Source organism: Thalassotalea euphylliae, from assembly GCF_003390335.1.
In the GTDB taxonomy this organism is placed as follows: domain Bacteria; phylum Pseudomonadota; class Gammaproteobacteria; order Enterobacterales; family Alteromonadaceae; genus Thalassotalea_F; species Thalassotalea_F euphylliae_B.
Genome location: NZ_QUOU01000001.1, coordinates 2,157,606 through 2,170,809 on the forward strand (window position 1 = coordinate 2,157,606; position 13,204 = coordinate 2,170,809).

Genomic DNA, 13,204 nt, shown 5'->3' on the forward strand with positions numbered 1-13,204 from the left:
TTCTAACAATAGGCAAAGAACTGTTGGCTAAAACGTTGAGGAATGCAAATAGCCAACTGTTTTTTGTCCTTATTAATTAGCTTGTGATATATCTATAGCAACTTACTAAATTCTTCTGAATTCATAAGCTTGTTGTTTTCTAGCTCTTTATCTAGCACAAACTTAATGCTACTAGTTTGCTTTGAAGATCTCCATTCATCAAATACATCAGCTACTTCTTTGGAGACAAAGAACGTTTTTTCGACTTTAGCTGGTTCTTTCTTTTCAGAAGTCCAATAATGCAAACAAATTTCATAAGTACCTTTGTTGAACTCCAATTTCATTTGGTTGTGGGCAAACCACATGCACCATAAATTTTTATGGACACCACTCTTTGCACTGAGAACAATAGGGCGTGCATCTTCTTCATGCTTCCATTTCTCTGATTTTTCATCTAAATAATCAAACTTTAACCATTGCATAAAGAAACGTTCATCTTCACAGCCTTTCCCATGGATGCTAATCGCTGCTCTAATTACTGTACCTGTTGATGATGAGTCGTTGACAAACGAGACGGGTATAATAAAACCAGTAGAAACTCCTGCTTCGTAGTCATGATGGTAAATATCAATTTGAGGGCCTAAAACAGCTCTAATATCTGCTTTTTTCAAATGAGAGAAATACAAAGCTGCACCCGCAACCAATAAACTAAAAATGGATATTATTAAACTGGCAACTAGCAATGAACTCTCCTAGATATATAACCTTAAATAAACGGCAAACATACTTGGCTACAATTGTGGCTGAACCGAACCAAGCCAAGCGTTTTTAGTCCGATTTAATGTGCTTGTTAGAATTTTTGTACTCTTCTCTATTGGCTTTTATCTTTTCGTGATTATCGTTTGCCCATGCTACAAGCTGATCTATAGGCTGTAATAAGCCAGAACCAAGGGGTGATATTTTATATACGACTTTTGGCGGGCTTTCATCATACACGGTTCTAATTACGAACCCATCAGATTCCAAGTTTCGCAATGTTTTAGTTAAAACTTTTTGTGAAATATCGCCAATAGTTCTGCGCAGTTCATTGAACCTTGTCGGCTTTTCTTCCAATACCGTTAATATTAGAAGACTCCATTTATCGCCGATTCTATCAATCACGTCTCGATATGGACAATTTAATGCATCATTTTTACTTGTGGCAGTTACCTTGAGCATACTTTATTACCTATAGGTGCCTAATTGACGCCTAGTATACATTGGATACTATGTGTCGCAACTTAACTCAGAGGAGAAAAACGATAGTGACTAAAAAATTTATTTGTATATTTACTTTATTTATTTGTGTATTGAATATGACTTATGCTGGAGCTGCTGATATGACAAGAAAAGAAAGGTTAGTTGCATTCTATGATGCGTTCGGAAAAGGTGATGTGGAGAAATTAGATAAGATTATTGTCGAAGACTGGGTCACTCATGATCCAAACCCTGGACAGCTAACAGGACGATCTGGTTTTAAACAATTTATCCCTCTAGTGCACGAATCTATAAGTGATCTTAACTGGAAGATCGAAGAAATGATTGAGGAAGGCAACACAATTGTTGTAAGAAGTACGTTTTCTGGTACCCACACTGGTCCACTACTAGGCGTTGAAGGTACAGGTAAGCAATTCGTTGCTAAAGCAATTGATGTTCATCATTTTAATGATGACGGCATGGTGTTTGAAACCTATCATTTAGAAGATTGGATTGCATTTTTAGCTCAAGTAGGAGCTATTGGGCATTAATAAAAATATTGAAAGCAGCGTCTAATATTTACGCAGGCGCTGCGAAAAACTCTAACGCCTACTAAAAGGCGAAAAATGCTTGGCTATACTTTGCGACGAAGGAGCGCAGCCAAGCGTTTTGCGCCCTTTTAAAGTGTGGAGCTTTAGGGCCTGGCTGATACATTTGTTATATTTACATATAGAAGTTTCAATCTGATCTGACATTTCACTTTCAAAAGAGAGAGTTACCAGTTTAGTTTAAGGGTGTCTAATCCAAACTAAACAAAGAGGTAACTCTCATGATTCATACTAACAACCCTGTCATTAAACACAAAGTCGGTTTACTCAACTTAGCCGAAGAATTAGGTAACATTACGCAAGCTTGCAAAGTGATGGGTGTATCTCGCGATACGTTTTATCGCTATCAACAAGCAAATGAAGAAGGTGGCGTTGAAGCTTTACTCAATCAAAACCGTCGAGTACCTAATGTTAAAAACCGAGTCGATGAAGCGATTGAATTGGCTGTTATTGATTACGCGGTCGAATATCCTGCCCATGGGCAAACCAGAGCGAGTAATGAATTACGCAAGCAAGGCATCTTCGTCTCTCCCAGTGGTGTTCGTTCCGTCTGGCTGCGTCATGGCTTAGCCAAGTTCAGGCACTTGAGCGCAAGAAGCTAGACGATGAGGCTTGCGGTGAAATAGAGACCGCGCATCCCGGTTATCTAGGATCACAGGACACGTTTTACGTGGGGAATCTTAAAGGTGTTGGCCGTGTCTACCAGCAGACGTTTGTTGATACCTATTCGAAGGTTGCTTTCGCTAAACTTTATACAATGAAAACACCGATTACAGCGGCTGATACGCTCAATGATAAGGTGTTGCCATTCTTCGAATCTCATGACCTTCCTATGCTACGTATTCTTACTGACCGTGGCACGGAATACTGTGGAAAAATCGAGAATCACGATTACCAAATGTATTTGGCAATTAACGATATCGATCACACAAAAACGAAGGTCAAATCACCGCAAACTAACGGTATCTGTGAACGTTTCCACAAAACGATATTACAGGAATTCTATCAAGTAACATTCCGTAAACGCTTGTATATGAGCTTAGATGAGCTTCAAAAAGATCTGGACGAATGGCTCGAATACTACAACAATGAACGAACCCATCAGGGTAAAATCTGCTGTGGCAGAACGCCAATGGAAACGCTCATTGATGGTAAATCGGTTTGGACTGAAAAGAATTTAAGTTCAAACTAACCTGACGGACACCCGTTCTAAACTGGTAATCGTTAGATCAGGTCTGAACTTCTACAATTTACAAATGTATTACAAAGTCTTTTTAATCATTAAGTATTGATCAGATGCCAGACGTTACAGTTTAAAGCGCTCTAACATCACTTTTAACTCATTTGCTGAGGTCGTTAAGTTATTGGTTTCGCTGGCATTTAGTTTAGAAATATCAAGAGATTGTTGAATCACTTTATCTATTTCAGCAACGCCTTGATTAATAAAGTTAACCCCTTGAGCCTGTTCATTATTGGCGTTGGAAATATCAGAGACAAGCGCTGCGGTTTCATTTATTTGACTATAGATCTGTTGTAACGCATTGGATGTTTGCTCTGCAATTTGGTTGCCTGTTGCTGTCTTTTCTGTCGACATCGCCACTAGCTTTTTGGTTTCATCAGCAGCTTGTGTGCTTCTTGCGGCTAGCCCTCTTACTTCGTCGGCAACAACCGCGAAGCCTCGCCCCTGTTCGCCAGCTCTTGCTGCCTCAATAGCGGCATTTAATGCAAGCAAATTGGTTTGTGCGGCAATTTCATCAATGGTATTAATAAAGTTAGAAATGCTTTGTCCCGCTGAGTCAATTTCTAACATTGCCTCCGTCATTTGCTGCATTTTGTCACGGCCAGTTTGCGCAAATTGTTTGGCGTTGTTGGCGAGTTCATTGGCTTTGTCTGCATTATCTGCATTCAAGCTAGTTTGCGCCGAAAGCTCTTCTAAAGACGAGGATATTTGCTCCAGTGATGCTGCTTGGTTAGTCATGCCTGAGGCTAAGTCATCACTATTTTTCAATACCACATTACTTGCTGAACTTATTTTATCGCTAGAGCTTTGCACTTGAGAGATGACGCCGTGTAATTGTTCGGTCATGGTTTGCAGCGACTGGCCTAGGTTGTCTTTATTTGATGCTAAGGTAATATTTTTAGATAAATCGCCTTCGGCAATCTTCGCCGCTAATTCAGCTTTCTCTTTTAACGTATCAACCATAGTGATAATGGCGGCATATAAGCTGTTAGCTTGGGTATTGTTTTTAGGTAAGTTAAGATCAAGCTCGCCGTTTGCGACGCGTTGCGCCACCGCGATGACTTCGCTGGGCTCACCACCCATCTGTTTAAGAACAAGCCTAGTCACCACTATTGAGCAGAATATGCCAATAATGATTGAAATAACGACAATGGTTTCGATTAATAAAATTGAGTCTTCATTCGCGGCGACTAATTCAGGCCCTAAGGTGTCTTGCACCGACTTGATATCTAGCTTTACATCTTCAACTTTTTTGGCAACGTCAGGGCCTATTTTGTCTAGCTTGGTCGTGATGATGTTATTGCGCTGGAGAATAATGTCCACAACCTGCAAAAAGGTATTGTAATACTCTGCGGTGAGCGTTTGAGTGTTAGCCAGTAACTCTCTTCGTGTTACATTTTGCAACTCCGAGTCCAGGGTATCCAGCTCTCTGTTAAGATCGGCAAATTCGCTTTTAACTCTTTCAACAGCCGATAACTCATTCGTATTCAAAAATTTACCCGCATATAAACGAGCCAACAACAAACTTCGGGTTGCAAGCGAGGCACCATATGCTGCCACCATATCGCCATCGTCTTTAGCCGATTGCAGTATTTTGGTGAGATTTCGCTCTGCTTCGGGGCCTTTCACATCCAATACTTGTTTGACTAAAGTATGGCGCTGTCCTACGAGAGAGACGACCTGTTCAAAGCTGTCATGATAAAGTGTTAAGCTATCGTCAACTTCATCAATGGCTTTGGCTCTATTTGATGCGTTAATTTCCCTCTGGGCTTCTTGCATAAAGCTCTGCGTTTTTTGCCAATATTCCTCAAATTGCTGCTTGTCTTTGTCTGAATTGGTAATAATAAAGTCTTTAACATTCATCCTTACCATTAACATGTTGGCTTGGACTCGACCTGATAAATTGGTGTCTCTGGCCATTTCACGATAACCAGTAAAACCTTGAGTTGCATTTTGCAGAGCAAAATAAGAGAGTACGCCAACGACCACAATGAGCGTTAAAACAACTCCAAAGCCCGCATACAACTTTTGAGCTAGTGTCAGTTGCTGAAATTTGTTCATTAATTTATTTCCCTAATTTTTTGTATTAATTGTAATCATAGATTGTTTTAAACTAAAGCGATGTAACAAGGCCATTCTTTCTTTAGATTAAGATAATCATAACTTTAAGTTAAACAAGTGGTTGTTTACTGTTTTAAATGTTGAAGCGATTATTGACACGCGTTAAAAGGTTCAAAATATTGCACCAGTACGGTGTCAACTTTCCTGATTGAAAACGGATAGGAGATAACTATTGGTAAATAAGTCAGCTCCCGATTTACTTTGGCTTGGGTGTTCGCTGGTGAGTAAAAATTTAAAATGATGTAGTAATTAGTTGTTTGTTTTATATGGTTTTTGCTTGGCAAAAGCCTTGTTGGTCGGCTTGTGTTGCTTAGTGGAAATTTACTTGACTACTTTGGTGTTTATCACCGAAATCAAATCGTAATTTATCTTCATATTTAGACAGAAAAGGCAGCTCTAAACTGAAAGCTACCTACAAGCGTGTAACAGCCTATATCATCCATTAACTTTTCATAAAACTCTTAATAATTCACTCCTCTAAAGAAACATCTATAAAAACCCAATAAAATTAGCGCTAAGCCAATATTAGCTCTACATTTCTCCTCGCTTTTTATGTAGAATCATTCACCATTTTTTAAATTGACCTATTCCGAGAAAAGTCCAAGAAAAGCATGGTTTTTCAACGTGGGGTGGGCATACGAATAAGTCTAACTTAAGCAATTCGCTTTAGAGGAAATCATGAACTTAGACGATATAATTTTGCAAGCAGAGCAAGAGATCGCTGCGGCGTCTACACCTGCTGCACTAGATGACGTGCGCGTAAGCTACCTAGGTAAAAAAGGTGTGTTTACCGAAAAGATGAAAGGCTTAGGCCAGCTACCTAAAGAAGAAAAGCCAAAAGCGGGTCAAGTAATCAACCAAGCTAAGCAGCAAGTACAAAAGCTATTAACTGAACGCGGTGAGTTACTGCGTGCAGAGGAAATTAAAGCAAAATTAGCGGCTGAATCAATTGACGTAACTTTGCCGGGTAACACCAATGAAATTGGTGGTTTACACCCAGTAACGCGCACAATTGAACGTATCGAATCATTCTTTAGCGAGTTAGGCTTTGAAGTAAAAGCGGGTCCAGAAGTGGAAGATGATTTCCACAACTTTGATGCCTTGAATATTCCTGAGCATCACCCAGCACGTCAAGATCACGATACCTTCTACTTTAACCCTAAGTTGGTATTACGTACGCAAACATCAGGCGTACAAATTCGCACCATGGAAGCGGAGAAGCCGCCACTGCGCATTATTTCGCCGGGCCGTGTATACCGTAACGATTACGACCAAACCCATACACCAATGTTCCATCAGGTCGAAGGTTTATTAGTTGATAAAGACGTGAGCTTTACGCACCTAAAAGGTATTTTGCACGACTTCTTACATAACTTCTTTGAAGAAGACCTACAAATTCGTTTCCGTCCGTCTTACTTCCCGTTCACTGAGCCTTCGGCAGAAGTGGATGTCATGGGTAAAAACGGCAAATGGTTAGAAGTACTAGGCTGTGGCATGGTTCACCCGAACGTACTTAAATCAGTGGGTATCGATCCAGAAGAATACACCGGCTTCGCCTTTGGTATGGGTGTTGAGCGTTTAACCATGTTGCGCTACGGCGTGAACGACTTACGTTCATTCTTTGAAAACGATCTTCGATTATTAAAACAGTTTAAGTAGGGCGAGCGATAATGAAATTTAGTGAATCTTGGTTAAGAGAGTGGGTTAACCCAGAGAGTACTTCTGACGAGTTAGCGCACCAAATTACAATGGCTGGTCTTGAAGTTGATGGCGTCGACCCCGTTGCGGGTGAGTTCTCTGGCGTTGTGGTTGGTGAAGTGGTTGAGTGTGGTCAACACCCAGATGCAGACAAACTACAAGTTACCAAAATTAACGTTGGCGATGCCAGCACTGACGGCGAATTATTAGATATCGTTTGTGGCGCGAAAAACTGTCGCTTAGGTCTTAAAGTAGCGGTTGCTATGGTGGGCGCCGTACTACCGGGTAACTTCAAAATTAAGAAAGCGAAACTTCGCGGTCAACCTTCATTCGGTATGCTGTGTTCAGAATCTGAACTCGGTATGGCAGAAAGCGCTGATGGTATTATTGAATTGCCAGCTGATGCGCCAATCGGCAAAGATATTCGTGACTACTTAGACTTAAACGACAACACGATTGATGTTGATTTAACGGCTAACCGTGGTGACTGTTTGGGCATTAAAGGCTTAGCTCGTGAAGTAGGCGTATTAAATAGCTTAGCTGTGACCGAAGTTGCGATTGAGCCAGTACCTGCAACAATTGAAGATACCCGCGAAATTAAATTATCAGCACCAGCAGCTTGCCCGCGCTATTTAGGTCGTGTCATTAAAGGCATTAACCTTGAAGCAACAACACCACTTTGGATGGTAGAAAAGCTGCGTCGCTGTGGTGTGCGCTCAATCGACCCTGTGGTTGATGTGACTAACTACGTTCTGCTTGAGTTAGGCCACCCGATGCACGCTTTCGATTTAGCCAAAATCGACGGCGCCATTGATGTACGTTTTGCTAACAAAGAAGAAAAGCTCGTTTTATTAGACGAAAACGAAGTGACGCTTTCTCAAGAAACTTTAGTTATTGCCGATGATAACAAGTCTTTAGCGATGGCAGGTATCTTCGGTGGTCTTCACTCTGGCGTAGCCGAAGGTAGCAAAGATATTTTCCTAGAAAGTGCCTTCTTTGCGCCATTAGCGATTTTAGGTAAAGCGCGTCAATACGGTTTACACACTGATGCGTCTCACCGTTACGAGCGTGGTGTTGATCCTGAACTTCAACGTGATGCAATGGAGCGTGCAACTCAGTTACTACTTGATATTGTTGGTGGTGAAGCTGGCCCAATCGTTGAAGCAAAATCTGACGAGCATATTCCTCAGCCGCGCCAAGTGAGTCTTCGTCGTGTGAAATTAGATCAACGCATTGGTTTACACATTGAAGACGACAAAGTGTCTGAAATTCTAACTCGTTTAGGTTTCACGGTTGCTTTCGCGAACGATGTTTGGGAAGTGACTGTACCAGGTTACCGTTTCGATATTTCAATTGAAGTTGATTTAATTGAAGAAGTGGCGCGTATTTTTGGCTACAACAATATTCCAAATGTTGCCCCGCAAGCGTCACTTTCAATGCGCAAGCACAGCGAAGGTAAGTTAGGTTTAACTAAACTGCGCCAAGCGCTGATTAATCGCGGTTACCAAGAAGCGATCACTTACAGCTTTGTTGACCCGAAAGTACAAGCTTTATTGCACCCGAACCAAGAAGTAATGACGTTACCACACCCAATTTCATCTGAAATGTCGGTGATGCGTTTAAGCCTGTGGACAGGTTTGTTACAAGCGGTGACTTACAACCAAAACCGTCAGCAAGGTCGTGTTCGTTTGTTTGAAACCGGTCTTCGTTTTATTCCTGACGAAAGTGCAGAGAATGGTGTACGCCAACAGCAAATGATCGCAGGTGTTATCTCAGGTTCACAAAACCAAGAGCACTGGAACTTAGCCAAAGCAGCTGCTGATTTCTTCGATATCAAGGGTGATGTTGAAGCCATGTTAGCCGTTACGGGTAAAGGCGCTGAGTTTGAATTTTCTAAAGCAGAAATCGATGCATTGCATCCGGGTCAAACCGCGGCAGTTCACAAAGATGGCGAGCTAGTTGGTTACCTTGGCACCTTACATCCTGAATTAGAAAGAAAATTAGGATTAAACGGCCGCACTTTAGTGTTTGAATTATTGTTAGATGCTGTTCTCACCTTAAATGTACCCCAAGCTACCGACATTTCTCGCTTCCCTGCCAACCGTCGCGATATCGCAGTTGTGGTTGAAGAGCAAGTTGAAGCAAATAATGTGTTACAACTCATTGAAAAGGTTGGCGGAAATTATTTAGTTGATCTAAACTTGTTCGATGTATACACAGGCAAAGGTATCGAACCTGGCTTTAAGAGTTTAGCGATAGCAATGACCTTGCAAGACGTTGAAAAAACCCTTGAAGAAAAAGATATAACAGAAGTTGTTAATCGGGTTGTTGATACATTAAAAACTGAATTAAATGCATCACTGAGGGATTAAGCAATGGCGCTAACCAAAGCAGAAATCGCAGAACACCTATATGAAAATGTCGGGTTGAGTAAACGCGATGCTAAAGATATGGTTGAGGTGTTTTTTGAAGAAATTCGAGAAACCCTTGAAGAAGGTGAGCAGGTTAAATTATCAGGCTTTGGCAACTTTGACTTGAGAGAAAAAAGCCAACGTCCTGGCAGAAACCCTAAAACGGGTGAAGATATTCCTATCTCTGCCCGCAAAGTGGTTACTTTTAGACCAGGTCAAAAACTTAAAAGTCGTGTTGAAGACGGCAACGAGTAAAGTTTGCTATTGGCTGCAAGATAAAGAAGGTTTAACTTGTTGCTAGCGAAGATAAAAAATCGAGGCTTATGCCTCGATTTTTTATGCGTGAATTTTTGTTAACCAAGCAGCAATGTTAGGCTCCTTGCGGTAACATTCGGCCAAAAAGCCCTGTGAATAACATGCGGAGCCATATAAAGGTAAAGGCTAAAACAACACCAGACGCTAGTGCTTCAACGGTTAGTGGGATCGCTAATTGATAATAGCTGAGTACCGTTTCTGCGTCTTCAACATTTACCTTGGTCAATAAGCTAAACACTTGCTCGATATAACTACTGCTCTCAAGCGACGCTATGGTATCTGCAAGGCTCTGTTTGCGAGCTAACATCTCATTTACCAATTGGCCAGTTTGTTCAATCGCTTGTTTACCACTTGCTAGGTAATCTTGAATTAAATCAGGAAGGCTGCCTTGATAGTTTTGATCGGCAATTTGTTGATAGCCATTTAAATGCCACTGGGTTTCACTCAGTTTACCTGCCAAATATTGCTTATATTGTTGAATAAATTCAGGCAGTTGTACGGCTAAAATAAAACCTAAGGTAAATAAGCAATAGTCTAGCGTCGATTTAATCGCGGTGGTGATCATGTGGCTTTTTTGTTGGGAGAAATTAGCGTTAGGCACATATTAAGGTGTTGAATAAGTAATTGAAAGTTGTCTAGTTCTACTTGTTCTATGATTGGCTTTTTACGCTGTCCAATAATTATGCCGATATTGCTTTGTTTTATATGTACTGTTGAAATTACCAATTTTGACTTGGCCAATAACTTGTTAACAGGGTAAGGAAAACGGGCGTTATTGTGTTCGCTTTCCTTATTGATCAATGCTGGCTGCTGCGTATATAAAATGCGGTTAAATAAAGACTTCTGATCCGATAATGATATGGTGAGCGGCTCTTCAACGACTTTGCCAAAATGATTAACGGTTTGGCGACAAGTTAATGTTTGTTTTAAGTTAGTGAGCAAGTAAAACGAACAGGTTTCAAAGTTTAAAATTCTCGCCAATTGCGTTAGCGTATATTCTAGGTACAGGCTGGCGTCTTTGGTGGTCAACGTCATGCTGGTGAGGTGCTGAATGGTTTTAAGCAAGGCCGCTTCTTTATTGACAATCTCCTCATAAACAAACTGGTTATCATGCGCCAGTTCGGCAGCTGTCGGTAGCTTTTTCACGTATTCTATGAGTATTTGTGCACCGTACGACTCGAGCAACTTAATCGAGGTTTCACGTGTTTGTTTCACCCGATAAAGTAGCTGTTGATCCGATATTTTCATCAGCTCGGCGATCTGGCGAATAAATTTGTTGTACTTAATCGCAGTGGGTGGGTTGTGAATATAGTGCACTAGTCTGTCGGCGAGGTAGATAACTTGCATTTCAAGGGTACGTTGCTTTGGATTATCGAGGGATTTAATCATTAAATCACCTAGTTGCCAGCGGCGTGCTAAGCCAATGCTAAGTTCATCAAACGTCATACCGATAAGCTCGATACATGCTTCTTCATAGCGTTGTTTGGGCACATTAATTAAGTGATCTAGCTCTTCTTGAAATTCTTTACCTAAACACCAAAATGCCGTTTCGCCGATTCTGCGTAGCATCGCTGCGATATACACTTCTTCTTGAATTTCTTCGCTGTGATTAGGGAGCATCATTTTGGCGAGTTGCCCGGCAAAAAATGACTGTGCCATCAAGCTTTTTATTCGCGTGTAGACCTCAATATCGAGATCTTTATGTTTCAATAGGCTTTCAATGACTTTAGAGGTCAGACAAATATTTTTGACGGTTTGAATGCCAAGGATCACCGTAGCACGAGAGACTGTGGTGATTTTGTTGACGCCAATGCGCTGAATACTATTGGCAACTTTGAGTAAAGAAGAAGAAAGCACTTGATCGTGCAAAATCGCGTTGCTTAATCGAGGTAGGGATGAAACATCATCGTTAGCAAATTTATCGAGTAACAGCGCAGTTGAGGTTAACGCTGGTAATTCTCGCTGCGAAATGATTGAAATCCAATGTTCTGAATTGGCTTTTTTTGCTGCCACGCCACCACCAAAAACAAGCTAAGTTTTTGTTTAATATGAGCTACGTTTAGTAAAGATGACAGACAACAGTGTAATTTACAAACAATAAGACTAAAAAGCGGGCAAGATTGCCCGCGAGACTTACTTTATAATTAGCGCTAGCGAATCATGCTGTAGCTTCATAGGTTAATGGGTCAGCTGCGTCATTATCGCGGAAGGCTTCTAAACGCTCTTGGCAGGCACCACATTTACCGCAAGCATGTTCACGACCGTTGTAGCAGGTCCAAGTTTGGCTATAGTCTAAGCCCATTGCTATGCCGTCAGTTAAAATCGCGGTTTTACTTACGCTCAAATAAGGGCTATAAATTTCTACCGCTTCATAGTTGGCAATTTGGCAAACATCATTCATTTTCTCAACGAATTCTGGGCGACAATCAGGATAGATGGCATGGTCACCAGAGTGTGCACCGTAATAAACCTTTGAAGCACCAACCGATACGGCATAACCAACCGCAAGTGAAAGCAAAATCATATTGCGGTTTGGTACAACGGTAGATTTCATGCTTTCTTCTTCGTAATGACCTTCAGGAATATCGATATCATCGGTTAGTGATGAGCCCGCCAATAGCTGATTAATCGCAGAAATATCAATGACCTTATGCGGTACGTTTAACGATTTACATACCGCCGCGGCACAATCAATTTCTTTCACATGGCGTTGACCATAGTCAAATGTCAGTGGGTATACTTCCATACCATCTTTAATGGCGCGATTCAGTACTGTGTATGAATCCATGCCGCCGGAATAGATAACGACAACTTTTTCAGTCATTTATTACTTCTCTTAGGGTATAATCGATAATGCGTTGAATTTTACTTGATCTACCTCTTTAGCGAAAGCATGACAACTGACATAACACCTAGCGAAAAAACCACTTTTTATAAAATTAATGAGCTCTTTGAAACCTTGCAAGGTGAGGGCTCTTTTACGGGACAGCCCTCGATATTTATCCGTTTACAAGGGTGTCCTGTCGGTTGCTCTTGGTGCGATACTAAACACACTTGGGAAACCAAGCCTGATTTAGCCATTCCAGTGAAGGATTTATTGGCAAAACGCGAAGAGTCAGAGCATTGGACTGAATTGTCAGTTGAGGGCATTACCGCTTTGTTCGTTGAGCAAAGTTACCAAGCCAAGCATGTGGTGATCACCGGTGGTGAACCTTGCATGTTCGATTTAACCCCGCTTTGCGCAGCGCTGGAAAGTCGCGGCTACAGCACACAAATTGAAACCTCTGGCACGTTTGAAATTAATACGACCGAAAACTGTTGGGTAACGGTATCACCGAAAGTGAATATGCGCGGTGGCTACAAAGTACTGTCGCAGGCGATGCAGCGGGCTAATGAAATCAAACACCCAGTGGCCACTGAGCAACATGTTGATGATTTAAAAGCGCTATTGGCTGAGCACCAAGTCACGGATAAACAAGTTTACTTGCAACCAATCAGCCAAAAGCAGCGCGCAACTGAGCTAGCAATTAATACCTGTATCGAAAACAATTGGCGCTTGTCAGTGCAAGTACACAAATATATTGGTATCGAATAAT

Annotated in this window: 11 protein-coding genes and 1 pseudogene; 6 read left to right on the forward strand and 6 right to left on the reverse strand. The window is 41.4% G+C overall.

What is annotated here, in order from left to right:
• Positions 1–92: 92 nt before the first annotated feature.
• Both DXX93_RS09520 and DXX93_RS09525 read right to left on the reverse strand, forming a co-directional pair.
• Positions 93–722, reverse strand: a complete 630-nt coding sequence (locus DXX93_RS09520) for a hypothetical protein (RefSeq protein ID WP_116007895.1) — start codon at positions 720–722, stop codon at positions 93–95.
• An 85-nt stretch (positions 723–807) separates the two neighbouring features.
• Positions 808–1,197 carry a winged helix-turn-helix transcriptional regulator gene (locus tag DXX93_RS09525; RefSeq protein WP_116007896.1) on the reverse strand — a complete coding sequence of 130 codons (390 nt, stop codon included), beginning with the start codon at positions 1,195–1,197 and terminating at the stop codon, positions 808–810.
• Between the two features lie 86 nt (positions 1,198–1,283).
• On the opposite strand from DXX93_RS09525, the gene DXX93_RS09530 reads away from it, so the two are divergent.
• On the forward strand, positions 1,284–1,766 hold the full coding sequence (locus tag DXX93_RS09530) for an ester cyclase (RefSeq protein ID WP_181902185.1): 483 nt from the start codon (positions 1,284–1,286) through the stop codon (positions 1,764–1,766).
• Positions 1,767–2,044: 278 nt separating this feature from the next.
• Positions 2,045–3,015, forward strand: a pseudogene (locus DXX93_RS09535) (IS481 family transposase).
• Between the two features lie 114 nt (positions 3,016–3,129).
• Here the strand turns inward: DXX93_RS09535 and DXX93_RS09540 are convergent.
• On the reverse strand, positions 3,130–5,124 hold the full coding sequence (locus DXX93_RS09540) for a HAMP domain-containing methyl-accepting chemotaxis protein (RefSeq protein ID WP_116007898.1): 1,995 nt from the start codon (positions 5,122–5,124) through the stop codon (positions 3,130–3,132).
• A gap of 738 nt (positions 5,125–5,862) precedes the next feature.
• Here DXX93_RS09540 and pheS point away from each other — a divergent pair.
• The 3 genes from pheS to DXX93_RS09555 are packed head-to-tail and all read left to right on the forward strand — an operon-like array spanning position 5,863 to position 9,548.
• Positions 5,863–6,843, forward strand: coding sequence for a phenylalanine--tRNA ligase subunit alpha (gene pheS, locus DXX93_RS09545; protein ID WP_116000144.1), 981 nt, complete (start codon positions 5,863–5,865; stop codon positions 6,841–6,843).
• A gap of 11 nt (positions 6,844–6,854) precedes the next feature.
• Positions 6,855–9,254, forward strand: a complete 2,400-nt coding sequence (pheT, locus tag DXX93_RS09550) for a phenylalanine--tRNA ligase subunit beta (protein ID WP_116007899.1) — start codon at positions 6,855–6,857, stop codon at positions 9,252–9,254.
• Positions 9,255–9,257: 3 nt separating this feature from the next.
• Entirely contained in the window at positions 9,258–9,548 is a 291-nt protein-coding gene (locus DXX93_RS09555; RefSeq protein WP_116007900.1) for an integration host factor subunit alpha, read from the forward strand.
• A gap of 115 nt (positions 9,549–9,663) precedes the next feature.
• On the opposite strand, the gene DXX93_RS09560 is transcribed toward DXX93_RS09555, so the two are convergent.
• From DXX93_RS09560 to queC, 3 genes are all read right to left on the reverse strand, one after another.
• The gene (locus tag DXX93_RS09560) at positions 9,664–10,173 is read right to left on the reverse strand and encodes a DUF2937 family protein (protein ID WP_116007901.1); all 510 of its coding nucleotides are present in this window, start codon (positions 10,171–10,173) and stop codon (positions 9,664–9,666) included.
• Positions 10,170–11,621, reverse strand: coding sequence for an HDOD domain-containing protein (locus DXX93_RS09565; RefSeq protein ID WP_116007902.1), 1,452 nt, complete (start codon positions 11,619–11,621; stop codon positions 10,170–10,172). Before DXX93_RS09565 ends, DXX93_RS09560 begins: the two co-directional genes overlap by 4 nt.
• A 145-nt stretch (positions 11,622–11,766) precedes the next feature.
• Complete coding sequence (queC, locus tag DXX93_RS09570; protein ID WP_116007903.1) at positions 11,767–12,432, reverse strand: 7-cyano-7-deazaguanine synthase QueC; 666 nt, start codon at positions 12,430–12,432, stop codon at positions 11,767–11,769.
• Positions 12,433–12,501: 69 nt separating this feature from the next.
• On the opposite strand from queC, the gene queE reads away from it, so the two are divergent.
• The gene (gene queE / locus DXX93_RS09575; RefSeq protein ID WP_116007904.1) at positions 12,502–13,203 is read left to right on the forward strand and encodes a 7-carboxy-7-deazaguanine synthase QueE; all 702 of its coding nucleotides are present in this window, start codon (positions 12,502–12,504) and stop codon (positions 13,201–13,203) included.
• The last annotated feature ends 1 nt before the right edge of the window (position 13,204 follow it).